The sequence below is a fragment of the Streptomyces sp. N35 genome, assembly GCF_016464295.1.
GTDB lineage: Bacteria > Actinomycetota > Actinomycetes > Streptomycetales > Streptomycetaceae > Streptomyces.
Map to the genome: position 1 here is coordinate 162,700 of NZ_JAEIMH010000002.1, position 18,259 is coordinate 180,958.

Below are 18,259 nucleotides of genomic sequence, written 5' to 3' on the forward strand. Positions count from 1 at the left end.
GGAAGATACACAATCTGGGGGGAGTCCCCACCTCCCGGGTCGGAGAACCCCCCCCCCGGGGGGGGCGGGGGTTTTTCCGGAACTACCGGAGCTGGTCGGCGCGGGGTCAGTCCCCCTGCGCCAGATACCTCTGCACGGTCTCCGCCTTCTTCGTCAGCCCGTCCGTGTGGCCCGGGCGGATGTCCGCCTTCATCACGACGGAGACCCGGGGCGCCCGTGCCTCGACGGCGGCGACGGCGCGCTTGATGACGTCCATCACCTCGTCCCAGCTCTCCCCCTCGACGGACGTGAACATCGCGTCGGTGCGGTACGCGAGGCCGGAGTCGCGGACGACTCGGACGGCGTCGGCGACGTACTCCCCGACTTCGTCGCCGACACCGAGCGGCGTGACCGAGAACGCGACGATCATGCGCCGACGACCCCTTCACGACGGGCGCGGGAGGCGATCACCGCGGACTCGGCCTCGCGCTTGAGCTTGCGCTCCGCGTAGAAGCCGCCGAAGGGCAGCACCGAGAGCACGAAGTACAGAGCGGCGGTCTTCAGGTCCCACTTGGTGCGGTTCCAGGCGTCGAGCCAGAACAGCACGTAGAGGACGAAGAGCAGGCCGTGGATCGCGCCCATCACCGGGACGGCGTTGAACTCCGTGGTGCGCTTGAGCACCGAGCAGACGAGCAGCAGCAGGAAGGACACTGCCTCCGGCGCGGAGACGAGTCGGAGACGGCTGAGCGCGGAGGCGGTCTTGATGTCCACTGGAGGGCACCTTCGAGACAGGGGTCAGGGTCCTCTCAGGGTACGGATCCGACTTCTGCCCCTGTCGGCGGGTATGCCCTGACGGCTAACGTCACCCCGTGGCAACGTTCCGACTCCAAGGCAGCAAGGTGCTCGCCGTCGACCTGTCCGGCGACGCCGTGAAGGCGAAGAACGGCGCGATGGTCGCCTATGACGGCCAGATGGCGTTCAAGAAACTCTCCGGGGGTGGCGAAGGCATACGCGGCATGGTGACGCGCCGGCTGACCGGTGAGCAGATGGTGCTGATGGAAGTGAAGGGGCAGGGCACCTGCTTCTTCGCCGACCGCGCCTCCGAGATCAACCTCGTCAACCTCCAGGGCGACAAGCTCTACGTCGAGGCCAGCAACCTGCTGGCCACGGACGCGGGGCTGCGCACGGGCACGACCTTCACCGGTATGCGCGGCGCGACCTCGGGCAACGGCCTGTTCACCACGACCATCGAGGGCACGGGCCAGGCGGCCCTGATGTCCGACGGTCCCGCCGTGGTCCTACGGGTCTCGCCCCAGTACCCGCTGACCGTCGACCCGGGCGCGTACATCGCGCACCAGGGCAATGTGCGCCAGTCCTTCCAGTCCGGCGTGACCTTCCGCACCTTCATGGGCGAGGGCGGCGGCGAGGCCTTCCAGGTCCGCTTCGAGGGCGACGGGCTCGTGTACGTGCAGCCGAGCGAGCGGAACACCATCGGGGGCGATGTCTGATGCCGTTCCGCGAGATCAACTCCAAGATGATCGAGGCCCAGATCGGGCCCGGTCAGAAGCTCTTCTCCCAGCGCGGCGCGATGCTCGCGTACAAGGGAGAGGTCTCCTTCACGCCCAACATCCAGGGCGGACAGGGCGGTATCGGCTCGATGATCGGCCGACGCATGGCCGGCGAGGCGACCCCGCTGATGACGGTCGAGGGCAGCGGCACCGTGATGTTCGGTCACGGTGGCCACCACATCCAGGTGATCAGCCTGACCGGCGACACCTTGTACGTGGAGGCCGACCGGCTGCTCGCGTTCGACGGGACGCTGCAGCAGGGCACGATGTTCATGGGCTCGCAGGGCGGGGTCATGGGCATGGTGCGCGGCCAGGTGACCGGGCAGGGCCTGTTCACGACGACGCTCAAGGGCCACGGCGCGGTGGCCGTGATGGCGCACGGCGGAGTCATCGAGATCCCGATCACCCCGCAGCGCCCCATCCATGTCGACCCGCAGGCCTACGTCGCCCACCACGGCGACGTACGCAACAAGCTGTCCACCGCGCTGACCTGGCGCGACGCCGTCGGCCGCGGTTCGGGTGAGGCGTTCCAGCTGGAGCTGTCCGGCAACGGCGCGGTGTACGTCCAGGCCTCGGAGGAGAAGCTGTGACCGGCCCTGTGATCCACGACCCGCAGACCCTGCCGGTCGACGACAACGTCAATGCGTACACCTTCTGCGTGGAGCTCAAGGGGAGCCAGTGGTTCCTGCAGAAGGGCAAGATGATCGCCTACTACGGGTCGATCGAGTTCAACGGCATCGGGCACGGGCGGCTCGACCGCCTGGTCCGTACGTCCTTCCACTCGCCGCTGCACGCGAGCGACTGGGTGGTGGCCGAGGGCAGCGGCAAGATGCTGCTCGCGGACCGCTCCTTCGACGTGAACTCGTACGACCTGGAGAACGGGAACCTGACGATCAGGTCCGGAAATCTGCTCGCGTACCAGCCGACGCTGGCCCTGAAGCAGTCGATCGTGCCGGGCTTCCTGACACTGATCGGGACCGGCAAGTTCGTGGCCGCGTCCAACGGCCCCGTGGTCTTCATGGAGCCGCCGATCCGCGTCGACCCGCAGGCGCTCGTCGGCTGGGCGGACTGCCCCTCGCCGTGCCACCACTACGACCACGGCTACATGTCGGGCGTGATGGGCGGCGTACGGGCGCTGACCGGAATCGGCGGGGCCTCCGGCGAGGAGCACCAGTTCGAGTTCGACGGGGCCGGGACCGTACTGCTGCAGTCCAGCGAGGCGCTCATGGCCGAGCAGGCGACCGGGCATGTGCCGCAGCAGGCGGGAGTGCCGGGCGGACAGGGAACGCCGGGTCAGCCGGGGGTGCCGCGGCTGCCGGGGCAGCTCGGAGGCCTGCAGCGGCGGTTCGGGCTCTGAACGTGAACGGTAGTCTGCGGTGTGTGACGTCGCCCCACCGATGGTTCGAATTTCAACTTTCTAGGTAGAATCGATTCATGGAGACCGACAACGCCACCCCCCGCTGGCTCACCGAGGACGAGCAGTGCGCCTGGCGCACCTATCTCGCCGTGAACCGGCTCCTCACGTATCAGATGGAAAAGGATCTGCAGCCGTTCGGCCTGACGATGAACGACTACGAGATCCTGGTCAATCTCTCCGAGTCCGAGGACCTGCGGATGCGGATGAGCGATCTGGCCACCGCGACCCTGCAGTCCAAGAGCCGGCTGTCGCACCAGATCACGCGGATGGAGAACGCCGGGCTCGTACGCCGCGAGAACTGCGAGTCCGACCGCCGCGGTCTGTTCGCGGTGCTCACCGACGAGGGCCACGCGACCATGAAGAAGGTCGCGCCGCACCACGTCGCCTCGGTGCGCAAGCACTACATCGACTTGATGACGCCGGAGTCGCTCGCCTCGCTGCGCGCCACGCTCAAGCCGATCGCCGAGCATCTGCGCACGCAGCGCGGCAAGCCCTAACCCAGCGGCAGTTCGACCTCGAACAGCGCCCCGCCGTCCGATGAGCCGCCGACACTCATCCGGCCGCCATGGCGCCGCACCACATCACGGGCGATCGCGAGCCCGAGTCCGGCGCCGCCCTCGTCACGTGTGCGTGCGTCGTCGAGGCGGACGAAGCGCTCGAAGATCCGCGCCCGTTCGGCCTCGGGGACGCCCGCGCCGTCGTCGGCAACGGTGAGGACCGCGTGCTCGCCTTCGGTGGTGAGGGTGACGGTGATACGGGAACGGGCGTGGCGCTGCGCGTTGTCGAGCAGGTTGCCGAGCACCCTGGCCAACTGGCCGCGCGAACCGTTCACTTCGACGCTCCCGTCCGCCTGCGTCCGTACGGGAATCGTGTCGGCGACCCGCTGTGAGACCTCCTCGCGCACCAGCGCCGCGAGATCGACCCGGGCGTCCGCCGGCCGCTCCCCCGCGTCCAGGCGCGCGAGCAGCAGCAGATCGGCGGCGAGCGCCTGCAGCCGTACGGTGTCCTCCACCGCGCCGTCCAGGTCCAGCAACTCCGGGTGGGCGGCGGCCACTTCGAGCTGGGTGCGCAGGGAGGCGATCGGGCTGCGCAGCTCGTGCGAGGCGTCGGCGACGAAGCGGCGCTGCCGCTCGACGCTCGCCTCGAGGGCGGCCAGCGTCTCGTTGGTGGTCTTCGCGAGCCTGGCGATCTCGTCGTGCGTGTCCGGCTCGGGCACGCGGCGGCTCAGGTCCTCGGACGCGGTGATCGCGGCCATCTCCTGGCGGATGCCCTCGACCGGGCGCAGCGCGCGCTGGGTGGCGAGCCAGGTGACGCCGCCGACGATGAGCACCAGGGCGGGCAGACCGATCAGCATCGAGGTCAGCGCGGTGCTCGCGGCACCCTCCGTGGCGCTGAGCGGGGCACCCGCGTACACCTCGACGGTGGTGTCGTCCCGTGTGGTCACCTCGACGGCGGCGAACTGGTAGTCCCCTCTCTCGCCGTCGACGGTCGCCTTGCCCTTGCCGTACCAGACGCGGTCGGAGATCTCGCCGACCTCGGGGTCGTCCTGGTCCCGGTCGTCGTCCTCCTCGTCCTGGTCGGGCGCGAGGGAGGGCCGCGGCTTGACCGCTGCGACCCCGGTCCCGCTGATCGCCTCCAGATCCTCGCTCGCGGCACGCAGCCGGTCCTCGCGGTCGATGACCTGGACCGGATGGTCCTCGCTGTCGGGCAGTTCGAGGTTCGCGTACGGGGTTCCGGCGGCGAGCTGGGAGGCGACGCGGCGGGCGGCGGACTCGGCCGAGCCGGAGGCCTGTTCGGTGAGGTTGGCGCGCAGCGACAGGAACACCGCGGTGCCGGCGCCGATCAGGGCGATGGCGACGACGGTGGTGGCGCCGAGGGCGGCCCGGGCGCGTACGGACGAGAAGAACCGCCTCATCGCTCTTCGCTCTCGAGCCGGTAGCCGGCGCCGCGCACGGTCTTGATCAGCTGGGCGCCGAGCTTGCGGCGCAGGGTGCTGACGTACACCTCGACGATGTTGGGGTCGCCCTCGTACGCGAAGTCCCACACGTGCTCGAGGATCTCGGCCTTGGACACGACCTCGCCGGCGCGGGTGGCGAGCTGCTCGAGCACCGCGAACTCCTTGGCGGTGACGACGATCTCCTCCTCGCCCCGGTGCACACGGCGGGCCGCGGTGTCGACTTTGAACTCGCCGAGCTCGATCACGGGTGAGGCACTCCCGCTGCTCCCCCGCCTGCGCAGGAGCGCCTTGATCCGCGCCACGAGCACGACGTACGAGAACGGCTTGGTGAGGTAGTCGTCGGCGCCGGTGTCGAGCCCTTCGGCCTCGTCGTACTCGCCGTCCTTGGCGGTGAGCATCAGGATCGGTACGTCGTTGCCGGCGGCGCGCAGGGTTGCGCAGACGCGGTAGCCGTTCATGCCAGGCAGCATGATGTCGAGGATGAGCAGGTCGTACGGGTTCTCGGCCGCCATGTGCAGCCCTTCGAGCCCGTCGTGCACGACGTCCACGGCGTAGCCCTCGGCGGTGAGGCCCTTGGCGAGGGACAGGGCGAGACGTTTTTCGTCCTCGACGATCAGCAGGCGCATGCCTCAAGGATCGCAGGGGGCGCCTGAAGGGATCTTCAGCAACTCAGCCCCTGCGGCGTTTGAGCAGATCCGAACGGAGTTCGGATGAGGGGGTCCGGGGGCGGAGCCCCCGGTTTCGGGAAGGGGCGGGCAGGGGAAAGCAGCCCGCCGCAGGCCCCCACCCAGCCGCAGCCGAAAGCGCCTCAGCCCTGTGTGAGGCCCGACACCAGCTCATCCGCCGCCGCGTAGGGATCCAAGGAGCCCGCCGCGACCCGCTCCGCCAGCGCGCCCAGCCGCTGGTCGCCGCGGAGGTCCGCGATCCGTTCGCGGAGCGCCGTGACCGCGATGGTCTCCACCTCGTGGGCGGCACGGGCCGTACGCCGCTCGGCGAGCACGCCCCGCTCCTCCATCCAGGCCCGGTGCTTCTCCAGGGCCTCGACCACCTCGTCGACGCCCTCGGCCCGTGACGCGACCGTCTTGACGATCGGGGGACGCCAGTCGCCGGGACCGCGCGACTCCCCCAGACCCAGCATGTGGTTGAGCTCGCGCACCGTGGAGTCCGCACCGTCCCGGTCGGCCTTGTTGACCACGTACACATCGCCGATCTCCAGGATCCCGGCCTTCGCCGCCTGGATCCCGTCCCCCATCCCGGGGGCGAGCAGCACCACGGAGGTGTCCGCCTGGGAGGCGATCTCCACCTCGGACTGCCCGACGCCGACCGTCTCGACGAGCACGACATCGCAGCCCGCGGCGTCGAGCACACGGATCGCCTGGGGCGCGGCCCAGGCGAGACCGCCGAGATGGCCGCGCGTGGCCATCGAGCGGATGTAGACACCGGGATCCGAGGCGTGGTCCGCCATCCGGATCCGGTCACCGAGCAGCGCGCCGCCCGAGAAGGGCGACGAGGGATCCACCGCGAGGACCCCGACCCGCTTGCCGGCCCGCCGGTACGCCGACACCAGGGCCGAGGTCGATGTCGACTTGCCGACACCGGGCGAGCCGGTGAGCCCGACCACGTAGGCGTGGCCGGTCAGCGGCGCGAGCGCCGCCATCACCTCCCGCAGCTGCGGCGACGCCCCCTCGACCAGCGAGATCAGCCGGGCCACGGCCCGCGGCCGGCCCTCCCGCGCCTGAGCCACCAGCGAGGGGACGTCGTGCATCTCAGCTCCAGTTCGTTCGTACGCCTACGGGAAGCAGCCCTGGGAAAGGGCAGGACCTCAGGCCTTGGGCACCCGCACGATCAGCGCGTCACCCTGACCGCCGCCACCGCACAGCGCCGCCGCACCCACGCCGCCGCCACGGCGCTTGAGCTCGAGGGCCAGGTGGAGCACGATCCGGGCGCCGGACATGCCGATGGGGTGGCCCAGGGCAATCGCGCCACCGTTGACGTTCACCTTTTCCGGGGTAACGCCGAGGTCCTTCATTGACTGGACCGAAACCGCCGCAAAGGCCTCGTTGATCTCGATCAGGTCGAGGTCCTCGACCGAGATGCCCTCCTTCTTCACGGCGTGCTGGATGGCGTTGGACGGCTGCGACTGCAGCGAGTTGTCCGGGCCCGCCACATTGCCGTGCGCGCCGATCTCCGCGATCCACTCCAGACCCAGCTCGATGGCCTTGGTCTTGCTCATCACCACGACCGCCGCCGCACCGTCGGAGATCTGCGAGGCGGTGCCCGCCGTGATGGTGCCGTCCTTCGCGAAGGCCGGACGCAGCTTGCCGAGGGACTCGGCGGTGGTCTCGGGGCGGATGCCCTCGTCCTTGGCGAAGATCACCGCGTCGCCCTTGCGCTGCGGGATCTCGACGGGGGTGATCTCGGCCTCGAAGATGCCGTTGGCCTGCGCGGCCGCCGCGCGCTGGTGCGAGAGCGCACCGATCTCGTCCTGGTCGGCGCGCTTCAGGCCCAGGCGGGTGTTGTGCTTCTCCGTGGACTCACCCATCGCGATCCCCTCGAAGGAGTCGGTCAGTCCATCGTGGGCCATGGAGTCCAGCATTTCGATCGCGCCGTACTTGAAGCCCTCTCGAGACTTCGGCAGCAGATGCGGGGCGTTGGTCATCGACTCCTGGCCGCCCGCGACCACGATGTCGAACTCGCCGGCGCGGATCAGCTGGTCCGCGAGCGCGATCGCGTCCAGGCCGGAGAGACAGACCTTGTTGACCGTCAGCGCGGGGACGTTCATCGGAATGCCGGCCTGCACGGCCGCCTGGCGCGCCGGGATCTGCCCTGCCCCGGCCTGGAGGACCTGCCCCATGATGACGTATTGGACCTGGTCACCGCCGATGCCCGCCCGCTCGAGCGCGGCCTTGATCGCGAAGCCGCCGAGGTCGGCTCCGGAGAAGGACTTCAGCGAACCCAGCAGGCGTCCCATGGGCGTGCGGGCCCCGGAGACGATCACTGAGGTCGAGCTGTTCGTTCCAGAAGTTCCAGACATGAGGCTTGGCCCCTAGGAGATGAGGAGTGAACGAGGGTTTACTCGCAATGTACTGACGAGTACCCGCCCGGGTCACCGGGCTGAGAGTGTGATCGCGCGCACGTTGCGTAATCGCGGCCCGAGGCGCTGCACTGGACGGATGCTGACGCGCATCGACCACATCGGGATCGCCTGCCACGACCTTGAGAAGACGGTGGAGTTCTACGTCTCCACGTACGGCTTCGAGGTCTTCCACACCGAGGTCAACGAGGAGCAGGGCGTACGCGAAGCCATGCTCAAGATCAATGAGACCTCCGACGGAGGGGCTTCGTACCTCCAACTGCTCGAGCCGATCCGCGAGGACTCCACGGTCGCGAAGTGGCTCGCCAAGAACGGGGAGGGAGTTCATCACATCGCGTTCGGTACGGCCGACGTCGACGCCGACGCCGCTTCCGTACGCGAAAAGGGCGTCCGTGTCCTTTATGACGAGCCGCGCCGCGGTTCGATGGGGTCGCGGATCACGTTCCTGCACCCCAAGGACTGTCACGGAGTCCTCACGGAACTCGTCACTTCCGCACCGGCCGAGTCCCAGGACCACTGACCTCGCGTTATCGGGCCCGGTAGGGTTGGGGCGGTCGTGCGTGTACGTGGCACGGCCGCTTGCCGGGGTCTCGATTTCGGGGGACGGGCGTCGGGGCAGCCGCCCCTGCCCTGCCGATGATCTGACACCATTCCCCGGGAGCCCCGTTCGGCGGATGGACAGGGCTCGGTTGGAGAGACTTGCGACCAGGGTTGGGGTCTCCCCTGCTCGAAGAGCTTGGGGAAGGATGGGACCGCGCAGTGCGGGGCTACGAAGGCCAGGAGAACAGGCGGCCGGCTGAGACCGACAGCCTCTCTCGGTTCGAAGCCGAGATGGACCGGCTGAAGAAGGACCGCGAGAAGGCGGTTCAGCACGCCGAGGACCTGGGGTACCAGGTCGAGGTGTTGCGCGCCAAGCTCCACGAGGCGCGCCGCAGCCTCGCGAGCCGCCCTGCCTACGACACGGCTGACATCGGCTACCAGGCCGAGCAGCTGCTCCGTAACGCCCAGATCCAGGCCGACCAGCTGCGCACCGACGCCGAGCGCGAGCTGCGCGAGGCCCGTGCCCAGACCCAGCGCATCCTCCAGGAGCACGCCGAACAGCAGGCCCGGCTGCAGTCCGAGCTGCATTCCGAGGCCGTGTCCCGCCGTCAGCAGCTCGACCAGGAGCTGGCCGAGCGCCGCAGGACCGTCGAGAACCACGTCAACGAGAACGTGGCGTGGGCCGAGCAGCTGCGCGCCCGTACCGAGCAGCAGGCCCGCCGCCTGCTCGACGACTCCCGCGCCGAGGCCGACCAGGCCCTGGCCGCCGCACGCGCCGAGGCCGAGCGGATCAACGCCGAGGCCCGTCAGCGCCTGACCGACGAGGCCGAGTCCGCCCGCACCGAGGCGCAGGAGATCCTGCGCCGGGCCCGCGCGGACGCCGAGCGTCTCCTGAACGCCGCGTCCACGCAGGCACAGGAGGCCACCGACCACGCCGAGCAGCTGCGGACGTCGACCGCCTCCGAGTCCGACCAGGCCCGCCGCCAGGCCACCGAGCTGTCCCGCGCCGCCGAGCAGCGGATGCAGGAGGCCGAGACCGCGCTGCGCGAGGCGCGCGCCGAGGCCGAGAAGGTCGTCGCCGAGGCGAAGGAGTCCGCCGAGAAGCGGATCACGAGCGCCGAGTCGACCAACGAGCAGCGCACCCGCACCGCCAAGGAGCAGGTGGCGCGCCTGGTCAGCGAGGCGACCAAGGAGGCAGAGGCCGCCAAGGCGCAGGCCGAGCAGCTGCTCGCGGACGCCCGCGCGGCCGCCGAGAAGGTCACCGCGGAGGCCACCGAGAAGGCCCGCACCATCACCGCCGAGGAGTCGGCGTCCCAGCTCTCCAAGGCGGCCAAGACCGCCGAGGACGTACTCAACAAAGCCTCCGAGAACGCCAAGGCCACCACCAAGGCGGCGAGCGAGGAGGCCGAGCGGATCCGCGGCGAGGCCCAGGCCGAGGCCGACCGGCTGCGCGGCCAGGCGCAGGAGATCGCCGAGCAGCTCAAGGGCGCGGCCAAGGACGACACCAAGGAGTACCGCGCCAAGACCGAGGAGCTGCAGGAGGAGGCGCGCCGGCTGCGCGGCGAGGCCGAGCAGCTGCGCGCCGAGGCCGTCGCCGAGGGCGAGCGCATCCGGGGCGAGGCGCGGCGCGAGGCGGTGCAGCAGATCGAGGAGGCGGCCTCCTCCGCCGAGGAGCTGCTCGCGAAGGCGCGTACGGACGCCGATGAACTGCGCGGCGCCGCGGGCACCGAGGCCGAGCGCGTTCGCACGGAGGCCATCGAGCGCGCCACGACGCTGCGCAAGCAGGCCGAGGAAACGCTTGAGCGCACCCGCGCCGAGGCCGAACGGCACCGCACCGAGGCCGAGGAGCGCGCCGAAGCCGTCAAGGCGGAGGCCGAACAGGCGGCGCGGAAGCTGCGCGAGGACACCGAACGGGCCATTGCGCAGCGGCAGTCGGAGGCGGCCGACGAGCTGACCCGGCTGCACACCGAGGCCGAGCAGCGCATCACCGCCGCCGAGGCCGCCCTCGTCGAGGCGCGCGCCGAGGCCGAACGGCTGCGCCGGGGGGCCGCCGGAGGGGCCGAGCGGCTGCGCACCGGGGCCGCCGAACGGATCCGGGCGCTGCAGGTCGCAGGCCGAGACCGAGGCGGAGCGGCTGCGGACCGAGGCGGCTTCGGACACGGCGCAGAGCCGTGCCGACGCCGAGGCCTTCGCCGTACGGCTGCGGACCGAAGCAGCCACCGAGGCCGAGCAGTTGAAGGCCGAGGCTCAGGACAGCGCGGACCGGATCCGCGCCGAGGCGCAGACCGCCGCCGAGCGGGTGGGCACCGAGGCCGCCGAGGCCCTGCGGGCCGCGCAGGAGGAAGCCGGCCGGCGCCGGCGCGAGGCCGAGGAGCTGCTCACCGCCGCGCGCGGCGAGGCCGACCAGGAGCGTGAGCGGGCCCGCGAGCAGAGCGAGGACCTCCTCGCCAGCGCCCGCAACCGGGTCGACGAGGCGCAGACCGAGGCGGCCCGACTGGTCGAGGAGGCGGACCGCCGCGCGACCGATCTCGTGGCCGCCGCCGAGCTGACGGCTCAGCAGGTACGGGACTCCGTCGCCGGGTTGCAGGAGCAGGCCCAGGAGGAGATCTCCGGACTTCGCTCGGCCGCCGAGCACGCCGCCGAGCGCACCAGGACCGAGGCGCAGGAGGAGGCGGACCGGGTCCGCGCCGACGCGTATGCCGAGCGCGAGCGGGCCTCCGAGGACTCCGCGCGCGTACGGCGTCAGGCGCAGGAGGAGTCCGAGGCCGCCAAGTCGCTTGCCGAGCGCACCATGTCCGAGGCGATCGCGGAGTCCGAGCGGCTCAGGTCCGAGACGGCCGAGCACGCCCAGCGGCTGCGTACCGAGGCCTCCGACGCGATCGCGTCCGCCGAGCAGGACGCGTCCCGTACGCGGGCCGAGGCGCGCGAGGACGCCAACCGGATCCGCAGCGACGCGGCCACGCAGGCCGACCAGTTGATCGGCGAGGCGACCGGCGAGGCCGAGCGGCTGCGGGCCGAGGCGGCCGAGACGGTCGGCTCCGCGCAGCAGCACGCCGAGCGCACCCGTACCGCCGCCGAGCAGATCAAGGCGGACGCGGCCGCCGAGGCCGAACGGATCCGCAGCGAGGCGCAGTCGGAGGCCGAGCGCACCCTCGACGAGGCGCGCCAGGCCGCCAACAAGCGGCGCAGCGAGGCCGCCGAGCAGGTCGACAAGCTCGTCACCGAGGCGGTGTCCGAGGCCGAGAAGCTCACCCAGGACGCCGCCGAGAAGGCCCTCAAGACCGCCACGGACGCCGAGGCGCAGGCCGACACGATGGTCGGCGCCGCGCGGAACGAGGCGGAGCGGCTGGTCTCCGAGGCGACGGTCGAGGGCAACTCGCTGGTGGAGAAGGCCCGTACGGACGCCGACGAGCTGCTCGTCGGCGCACGCCGGGACGCGACCGCCATAAGGGAGCGGGCCGAGGAGCTGCGCGACCGCATCACGGGCGAGATCGAGGAACTGCACGAGCGCGCACGGCGCGAGTCGGCCGAGCAGATGCGGTCGGCGGGCGAGCGCTGCGACGCGCTCGTGAAGGCCGCCGAGGAGCAGCTCGCCGAGTCCACCGCCAAGGCCAAGAACCTGGTCTCGGAGGCCAACTCCGAGGCGGGCAAGGTCCGTATCGCCGCGGTCAAGAAGGCCGAGCAGCTGCTCAAGGAGGCCGAGCAGAAGAAGGCCGAGACGCTGCGCGAGGCCGAGCGGGTCAAGGCGGAGGCGGAGGCCGAGGCCGAGCGCCTCGTCGACGAGGGCAGGCGCGAGCTGGACGTCCTGGTGCGCCGGCGTGAGGACATCCAGGCCGAGATCTCCCGTGTCCAGGACGTACTTGAGGCGTTGGAGTCTTTTGAGGCTCCCGTCGGCGGCGGCAAGGACAGCGGCGTCAAGGCGGGCGCGAGCGTCGGCGCCCCTCGTTCGGGTGGCAAGTCCACGGACAGCTGAGGGACTCGGCGCGGGACGTTCCGGGCCTTTCCCGAAGATCCCGGGCCACGTTCGGGTGACGATCTGATGGATTGTCCGTGATGGCCTCGTTCGGGTGGCCCGCCGTTCAAGGGGTGGCGAGGGGCACAAACCCCGTACCCGACAAGGACGTTCGACCCTGGTGCTGGCAAGCGGTCTTGAGCTCAGCCACTCAAAAGGGTGGGCATTCTCCAGATCAAACCGGCATACGCTCGATGACACGCCGCCCTGACCCCTAGGATTCCCCCTATCACCTCACCGGTCTCATTCGACAGGAACCCCATGAGCGACACTTCCCCCTACGGCTTCGAGCTTGTGCGGCGTGGGTACGACCGCGCTCAGGTGGACGAACGTATCTCCAAGCTCGTCTCCGACCGTGACAGTGCTCTGGCTCGTATCACTGCTCTGGAAAAGCGCATCGAGGAGCTCCACCTCGAGACGCAGAACGCACAGGCCCAGGTATCCGACGCCGAGCCGTCGTATGCCGGTCTGGGCGCGCGCGTCGAGAAGATCCTGCGCCTCGCCGAGGAGGAGGCCAAGGATCTGCGCGAGGAGGCCCGCCGCGCGGCCGAGCAGCACCGTGAGCTCGCCGAGTCGGCGGCCCAGCAGGTGCGCAATGACGCGGAGACCTTCGCCGCCGACCGCAAGGCCAAGGCGGAGGACGAGGGCGTCCGGATCGTCGAGAAGGCCAAGGGCGACGCGTCCACCCTCCGCGCCGAGGCGCAGAAGGACGCGCAGCAGAAGCGCGAGGAGGCCGACGCGCTCTTCGAGGAGACCCGCGCCAAGGCCGCCCAGGCCGCCGCGGACTTCGAGACGAACCTGGCCAAGCGCCGCGAGCAGTCGGAGCGCGACCTCGCGTCCCGTCAGGCCAAGGCCGAGAAGCGCCTCGCGGAGATCGAGCACCGCGCGGAGCAGCTCCGCCTGGAGGCCGAGAAGCTGCGTACCGACGCCGAGCGCCGCGCCCGCCAGACGGTGGAGACCGCGCAGCGCCAGGCCGAGGACATCGTGGCCGACGCCAACGCCAAGGCCGACCGGATCCGCAGCGAATCGGAGCGTGAGCTTGCCGCGCTGACGAACCGCCGCGACTCCATCAACGCGCAGCTGACCAACGTCCGCGAGATGCTGGCCACGCTGACCGGTGCGGCCGTCGCCGCCGCCGGTGCCCCGGAGGACGAGCCCGTCACGCGGGGCGTTCCGGCTCAGCAGTCCCGCTGATCAGGAGCCTCTGAGGCTGCAGTACGAGGGCAGAGCCCCCGGTCACTCCAAGTGGCAGGGGGCTTTGTCCCGTTTTAGCGTGGCCGCATGATCGAGCTCGAGGGCCTGACGAAGCGGTACGGCGAGAAGGTGGCCGTCAACGACCTCACGTTCGCCGTGCGACCCGGCATCGTGACCGGGTTCCTCGGCCCGAACGGCGCGGGCAAGTCGACGACCATGCGCATGATGCTGGGGCTCGACAACCCCACGGCCGGCGACGTCCGTATCGACGGACGGCACTACGCCCAGATCAAGCACCCGCTGCGGTACATCGGCGCCCTGCTCGACGCCAAGGCCATGCACGGCGGCCGCAGCGCGTACAACCATCTGCTCTGCCTGGCGCAGTCCAACGGGATCCCCGACAGCCGCGTCCACGAGGTCCTGGACACCGTCGGGCTCACCGCCGTCGCCAAGAAGAAGGCCAAAGGCTTCTCGCTCGGCATGGGCCAGCGCCTCGGTATCGCGGGCGCCCTGCTCGGCGACCCGCAGATCCTGATGTTCGACGAGCCGGTCAACGGGCTCGACCCCGAGGGCATCCACTGGATCCGCAACCTCATGAAGGGGCTCGCGGCCCAGGGCCGTACCGTCTTCGTCTCCTCGCACCTCATGAGCGAGATGGCGCTGACCGCCGACCACCTCGTCGTCATCGGCCAGGGCCGGCTGCTCGCGGACACCTCGATGGCGGGCTTCATCCGCGAGAACTCCCGCTCCTACGCACGGCTGCGCTCCCCCCAGCAGGAGCGGCTGCGCGATGTGCTGCACGCCGAGGGCATCACCGTCGTCGAGGCCGGCAACGGGACCCTCGAAGTGGACGGCACCCCGGTCGAGCGGCTCGGTGAGCTCGCCGCCCGGCATCAGCTCGTCCTCCATGAGCTGAGCCCGCAGCAGGCCTCGCTCGAAGAGGCGTTCATGCAGCTCACGGCCGAGTCCGTGGAATATCACGCACACTCCGAGACCGGCGCGCCCGACACCTCCGGCTGGCAGCAGTCGAATGATCAGTGGTCGCAGAAGAAGGGGCAGTGACCGATGTCTTCGACGCGTGTACTGAAGTCGGAGTGGACGAAGATCAAGTCGGTGGCCTCGACGCCGTGGACGCTGCTGCTCGCCATGGTGTTCACCATCGGTCTGGGCATGCTGATCTCGTACTTCGCGACGAGTGACTTCGACAAGCTGGACGCGAAGGACCAGCTGACCTTCGACGCCACCGCGATCAGCTTCGCGGGCATGGGCCTCGGGCAGCTGGCGATGATCGTGTTCGGCGTGCTCGTGGTCGCCAACGAGTACAGCACCGGCATGATCCGCACCTCGCTGGCCGCTGTGCCGCAGCGCGGCAGGTTCCTGTTCAGCAAGGTGGCCGTGGCGACGGCGCTGGCCCTGGTGGTCGGCATGGTCACGGCCTTCGTCGCCTTCTTCCTCGGCCAGGCGATGATGGGCGACCACAAGGTGGCCATCGGCGACCCCGGGGTGCTGCGCGCGGTGATCGGCGGCGGGCTCTATATGACGCTGGTCGCGGTCTTCTCCATGGGCGTCGCGTCCATCCTGCGCAGCCCGATGCTCTCGCTCGGCATCCTGATGCCGCTGTTCTTCCTGATCTCCCCGATCCTCGGCTCGGTCTCGGCGACCAAGAAGGTCGCGCGCTACCTGCCGGACCAGGCGGGCCAGAAGATCATGCAGGTGGTCAAGCCCTTCGACGACACCACCCCGTACGGCCCGTGGGGCGGACTCGCCATCATGATCGCCTGGGTGCTCGTGGCGCTGGGGATCGGCTATCTGCTCCTGAAGAAGCGGGACGCCTAGGACTTGTCCGGCCGATCATTCACCGGGTGCGGACCGGTCCCACGATCGCTCGGGCGAGGTGAGAGCGCGAAGAGGAAGCACCCGTCGTTGCGATGATGCTCACCCGGGCATCATGCCCGACTGCCTACAGCCATGATCAGCCGGACAAGACCTGGTACCCGTACGCAGCCGAAAGTACGGACGTTGCCCGTGTGACCCCTGAGGTTTCCCGGATAGCACCCGCCGCACATGGCCGGAACCGTCAACGGCTAGTTATCCTCCTTAGCTCCAAGGGGGACGAACTTTCCGTGTGCCCCGACGTTCTGAACCTGACCTGTCGATGGGTGCAGCATGATCGAGGCAGTCGGCCTGACCAAGCGCTATGGCGCGAAGACGGCCGTGTACAACCTTTCCTTCCAGGTGCGGCCCGGTGCCGTCACCGGCTTCCTGGGCCCCAACGGTTCGGGCAAGTCGACGACGATGCGCATGATCCTCGGGCTCGACAACCCCACGGCCGGCCACGTCACCATCGCCGGCCACCCCTACCGCAGACTCCCCAACGCCCCGCGCCAGGTGGGCGCGCTGCTCGACGCCAAGGCGGTGCACGGCGGCCGGCACGCCCGTAACCACCTCCTGTGCCTGGCCCAGCTGTCCGGCATCCCGGCCCGCCGGGTGGACGAGGTGCTCGGCGTGGTCGGGCTCCAGGACGTCGCCAAGAAGCGCTCCAAGGGCTTCTCGCTCGGCATGGGCCAGCGGCTCGGCATCGCCGCGGCGCTGCTCGGCGACCCGCAGGTGCTGCTCTTCGACGAGCCGGTCAACGGGCTCGACCCCGAGGGCATCCTCTGGGTCCGCAACCTCATGAAGGCGCTGGCCGCCGAGGGCCGTACGGTCTTCGTCTCCTCGCACCTCATGAGCGAGATGGCGCTGACCGCCGACCACCTGATCGTGATCGGCCGCGGCCAGCTGCTCGCCGACATGACGGTCAAGCAGTTCATCTCGGCGAACTCCGCGGACTTCGCCCGCGTACGCACCCCGGACACCGAGCCGCAGGCGCGCGAGAAGCTCTCGGCCGCGCTCACCGAGGCCGGCGGGCATGTGATGCCCGAGGCGGACGGCGGACTGCGCGTGACCGGGCTCGCGCTGCCGAGGATCAGCGATCTCGCGCACGACTCGGACGTACGGCTGTGGGAGCTCTCGCCGCACCAGGCCTCGCTCGAGGAGGCGTACATGCGGATGACGCAGGGCGCGGTCGACTACCGCTCGACGATCGACCAGAAGGCCGGTCTGCAGCAACTGCCGCCGCCGCAGGCGCAGTTCCAGGCGCCGGTGCCCGGCCAGGGCCAGCCCGGCTGGTACGCGCCGCCGGCGCCGCAGCACGGCGGACAGCCCTTCGCGATGCCGCAGGGGGCGCCCGGCGCTCCCGTACCGCCGGCCGCTCCCGTACCGCCGTCGGCCGCTCCTGTGCCCCCGTCGGCCGCTCCCGTGCCGAACCCGTACGCGCAGCCTGCCGACGCCCCTGCGGCCCAGCCTCCGGCAGCCCCGGTCGCGCAAGCTCCCGCCGCCCCGGTGGCCGCTCCCCCGGCGCCTGCCCCCGCGGCCGCGCCCGACCTGACCAAGTCCGAGAACAACGAGAACGGGGCCGCCCGATGAGTAGCCCGATCAGCAGCCAGCCCCCGCAGGCCGCCCCGGCCCCCATGCAGCAGGCACCGGCCCCTTGGCAGGGCGCGCCCGCCGCGACCTACACCTCGCCGATCCCGATCCGCTCCACGCACCTGGGCCACGCCCTCGCCTCGGAGTGGACCAAGATCCGCTCGGTGCGCTCCACGATGTGGACGCTGGGCGTGATGTTCCTTCTCGTCCTCGGCATCAGCACGATGACCGCCGTCGGCCTCTCCAGCTCCACCTACGCCGAGATCCCGCTGCTCTCGGGCGGGTTGTTCGGCCTGATGCTCGGCCAGATCTGCATCGTCACGCTCGGCGTCCTGGTGATCACTTCCGAGTACGGCACGGGCATGATCCGTACGACGATGACCGCCTGCCCCGCGCGCGGCCGGGTGCTCGCCGCGAAGGCGCTCGTCTTCTTCTCGCTGTCGTTCACGATGACGCTGGTGGCCACCACGCTCACCGCGCTGATCCAGTCGGCGATGCTCGGCGGCAAGTCACCGAGCGAGTTCTCCACCCTGCCGAAGGACTCGATCGTCAACGGCGAGGTCATCGCCACCACCAACGAGTGGCTCGACGCGACCGTGGGCGCCTCGCTGTACGTCGCACTGCTCGGTCTGCTCGCCCTGGCCGTCGGCGCGATCCTGCGGCACTCGGCCGGTGCGATCACCACGATGCTCGCGGTCATCCTGCTGCCGCTGCTGCTCGCCCTGTTCATGCAGATGGAGAGCCTGCGCGACCTCCAGGAGGCGCTGATCGAGTACTCGCCCCTGAACGGTCTGGCGACCCTCTACCAGCTGCCCTTCATGGGTGACGAGGGCTCGGGCAGCGGCTGGGGCCTGCTCGGCATCCTCGCCTGCGTGACCGTCGCGGCGCTCGCGGGAGCTTTCGCTCTCACCCACAAGCGTGATGTGTAACCCGCCGGGTCAACAGCTCAGTATCTAGGCGCATTACGGGACCGCCGGACCCGCCGGGGGCGGGGGGCCCCCGCCGTCCCCCCGGCCCTCGGGCCCGGCCTGGG

Annotated in this window: 16 protein-coding genes and 1 pseudogene; 11 read left to right on the forward strand and 6 right to left on the reverse strand. The window is 70.4% G+C overall.

Annotation, left to right across the window (positions count from 1 at the left end):
* Window positions 1-106 precede the first annotated feature (106 nt).
* Window positions 107-409, reverse strand: a complete 303-nt coding sequence (locus JAO81_RS01610; protein ID WP_199545886.1) for an MTH1187 family thiamine-binding protein — start codon at window positions 407-409, stop codon at window positions 107-109.
* The gene (locus tag JAO81_RS01615) at window positions 406-750 is read right to left on the reverse strand and encodes a DUF3817 domain-containing protein (RefSeq protein WP_199545887.1); all 345 of its coding nucleotides are present in this window, start codon (window positions 748-750) and stop codon (window positions 406-408) included. The genes JAO81_RS01610 and JAO81_RS01615 overlap by 4 nt, the downstream gene beginning before the upstream one ends.
* Window positions 751-848: 98 nt before the next feature.
* On the opposite strand from JAO81_RS01615, the gene JAO81_RS01620 reads away from it, so the two are divergent.
* The 4 genes from JAO81_RS01620 (at window position 849) to JAO81_RS01635 (ending at window position 3,461) form a co-directional block, all read left to right on the forward strand.
* Complete coding sequence (locus tag JAO81_RS01620) at window positions 849-1,487, forward strand: AIM24 family protein (RefSeq protein WP_199545888.1); 639 nt, start codon at window positions 849-851, stop codon at window positions 1,485-1,487.
* Window positions 1,487-2,137, forward strand: coding sequence for an AIM24 family protein (locus JAO81_RS01625; RefSeq protein WP_199545889.1), 651 nt, complete (start codon window positions 1,487-1,489; stop codon window positions 2,135-2,137). The genes JAO81_RS01620 and JAO81_RS01625 overlap by 1 nt, the downstream gene beginning before the upstream one ends.
* Window positions 2,134-2,904: an AIM24 family protein gene (locus tag JAO81_RS01630; RefSeq protein ID WP_199545890.1), complete on the forward strand. Its 771-nt coding sequence runs from the start codon at window positions 2,134-2,136 to the stop codon at window positions 2,902-2,904. Before JAO81_RS01625 ends, JAO81_RS01630 begins: the two co-directional genes overlap by 4 nt.
* Window positions 2,905-2,981: 77 nt before the next feature.
* Window positions 2,982-3,461, forward strand: coding sequence for a MarR family winged helix-turn-helix transcriptional regulator (locus tag JAO81_RS01635; RefSeq protein WP_165331636.1), 480 nt, complete (start codon window positions 2,982-2,984; stop codon window positions 3,459-3,461).
* On the opposite strand, the gene JAO81_RS01640 is transcribed toward JAO81_RS01635, so the two are convergent.
* The 4 genes from JAO81_RS01640 to JAO81_RS01655 all read right to left on the reverse strand — a co-directional run bounded on the left by JAO81_RS01640 (window position 3,458) and on the right by JAO81_RS01655 (window position 7,955).
* Entirely contained in the window at window positions 3,458-4,879 is a 1,422-nt protein-coding gene (locus JAO81_RS01640) for a HAMP domain-containing sensor histidine kinase (RefSeq protein WP_199545891.1), read from the reverse strand. The genes JAO81_RS01635 and JAO81_RS01640 overlap by 4 nt on opposite strands.
* Window positions 4,876-5,547 carry a response regulator transcription factor gene (locus tag JAO81_RS01645; RefSeq protein ID WP_199545892.1) on the reverse strand — a complete coding sequence of 224 codons (672 nt, stop codon included), beginning with the start codon at window positions 5,545-5,547 and terminating at the stop codon, window positions 4,876-4,878. The genes JAO81_RS01640 and JAO81_RS01645 overlap by 4 nt, the downstream gene beginning before the upstream one ends.
* Window positions 5,548-5,729: 182 nt before the next feature.
* Window positions 5,730-6,686: a methylmalonyl Co-A mutase-associated GTPase MeaB gene (meaB, locus tag JAO81_RS01650; RefSeq protein WP_199545893.1), complete on the reverse strand. Its 957-nt coding sequence runs from the start codon at window positions 6,684-6,686 to the stop codon at window positions 5,730-5,732.
* Window positions 6,687-6,743: 57 nt separating this feature from the next.
* On the reverse strand, window positions 6,744-7,955 hold the full coding sequence (locus JAO81_RS01655) for an acetyl-CoA C-acetyltransferase (RefSeq protein WP_199545894.1): 1,212 nt from the start codon (window positions 7,953-7,955) through the stop codon (window positions 6,744-6,746).
* A 139-nt stretch (window positions 7,956-8,094) separates the two neighbouring features.
* Here JAO81_RS01655 and mce point away from each other — a divergent pair, with 139 nt between their 5' ends.
* The 7 genes and pseudogenes from mce to JAO81_RS01690 all read left to right on the forward strand — a co-directional run bounded on the left by mce (window position 8,095) and on the right by JAO81_RS01690 (window position 18,155).
* Window positions 8,095-8,535: a methylmalonyl-CoA epimerase gene (mce, locus tag JAO81_RS01660; RefSeq protein ID WP_199545895.1), complete on the forward strand. Its 441-nt coding sequence runs from the start codon at window positions 8,095-8,097 to the stop codon at window positions 8,533-8,535.
* A gap of 239 nt (window positions 8,536-8,774) precedes the next feature.
* A pseudogene (gene scy / locus JAO81_RS01665) lies at window positions 8,775-12,528 on the forward strand (polarized growth protein Scy).
* A gap of 300 nt (window positions 12,529-12,828) precedes the next feature.
* A complete protein-coding gene (locus JAO81_RS01670) occupies window positions 12,829-13,761 on the forward strand; it encodes a cellulose-binding protein (protein ID WP_199545896.1) in 933 nt (310 codons plus the stop codon).
* Window positions 13,762-13,848: 87 nt separating this feature from the next.
* A complete protein-coding gene (locus tag JAO81_RS01675; RefSeq protein WP_233414775.1) occupies window positions 13,849-14,823 on the forward strand; it encodes an ABC transporter ATP-binding protein in 975 nt (324 codons plus the stop codon).
* A gap of 3 nt (window positions 14,824-14,826) precedes the next feature.
* Window positions 14,827-15,597 carry an ABC transporter permease subunit gene (locus JAO81_RS01680; protein ID WP_199545897.1) on the forward strand — a complete coding sequence of 257 codons (771 nt, stop codon included), beginning with the start codon at window positions 14,827-14,829 and terminating at the stop codon, window positions 15,595-15,597.
* A gap of 330 nt (window positions 15,598-15,927) precedes the next feature.
* The gene (locus JAO81_RS01685) at window positions 15,928-17,226 is read left to right on the forward strand and encodes an ABC transporter ATP-binding protein (protein WP_199545898.1); all 1,299 of its coding nucleotides are present in this window, start codon (window positions 15,928-15,930) and stop codon (window positions 17,224-17,226) included.
* Window positions 17,223-18,155 (forward strand): ABC transporter permease, encoded by a 933-nt coding sequence (locus JAO81_RS01690; protein WP_199545899.1) that lies wholly within the window; start codon window positions 17,223-17,225, stop codon window positions 18,153-18,155. The genes JAO81_RS01685 and JAO81_RS01690 overlap by 4 nt, the downstream gene beginning before the upstream one ends.
* Window positions 18,156-18,259 lie beyond the last annotated feature (104 nt).

Excerpts from the sequence above, each read along its gene's own strand:
- JAO81_RS01610 (WP_199545886.1), bottom strand. The coding sequence starts at position 409 with ATGATCGTCGCGTTCTCGGTCACGCCGCTCGGTGTCGGCGACGAAGTC.
- JAO81_RS01625 (WP_199545889.1), top strand. The coding sequence starts at position 1,487 with ATGCCGTTCCGCGAGATCAACTCCAAGATGATCGAGGCCCAGATCGGG.
- JAO81_RS01635 (WP_165331636.1), top strand. The coding sequence starts at position 2,982 with ATGGAGACCGACAACGCCACCCCCCGCTGGCTCACCGAGGACGAGCAG.
- JAO81_RS01640 (WP_199545891.1), bottom strand. The coding sequence starts at position 4,879 with ATGAGGCGGTTCTTCTCGTCCGTACGCGCCCGGGCCGCCCTCGGCGCC.
- JAO81_RS01645 (WP_199545892.1), bottom strand. The coding sequence starts at position 5,547 with ATGCGCCTGCTGATCGTCGAGGACGAAAAACGTCTCGCCCTGTCCCTC.
- meaB (WP_199545893.1), bottom strand. The coding sequence starts at position 6,686 with ATGCACGACGTCCCCTCGCTGGTGGCTCAGGCGCGGGAGGGCCGGCCG.
- JAO81_RS01655 (WP_199545894.1), bottom strand. The coding sequence starts at position 7,955 with ATGTCTGGAACTTCTGGAACGAACAGCTCGACCTCAGTGATCGTCTCC.
- mce (WP_199545895.1), top strand. The coding sequence starts at position 8,095 with ATGCTGACGCGCATCGACCACATCGGGATCGCCTGCCACGACCTTGAG.
- JAO81_RS01670 (WP_199545896.1), top strand. The coding sequence starts at position 12,829 with ATGAGCGACACTTCCCCCTACGGCTTCGAGCTTGTGCGGCGTGGGTAC.
- JAO81_RS01675 (WP_233414775.1), top strand. The coding sequence starts at position 13,849 with ATGATCGAGCTCGAGGGCCTGACGAAGCGGTACGGCGAGAAGGTGGCC.
- JAO81_RS01680 (WP_199545897.1), top strand. The coding sequence starts at position 14,827 with ATGTCTTCGACGCGTGTACTGAAGTCGGAGTGGACGAAGATCAAGTCG.
- JAO81_RS01685 (WP_199545898.1), top strand. The coding sequence starts at position 15,928 with ATGATCGAGGCAGTCGGCCTGACCAAGCGCTATGGCGCGAAGACGGCC.
- JAO81_RS01690 (WP_199545899.1), top strand. The coding sequence starts at position 17,223 with ATGAGTAGCCCGATCAGCAGCCAGCCCCCGCAGGCCGCCCCGGCCCCC.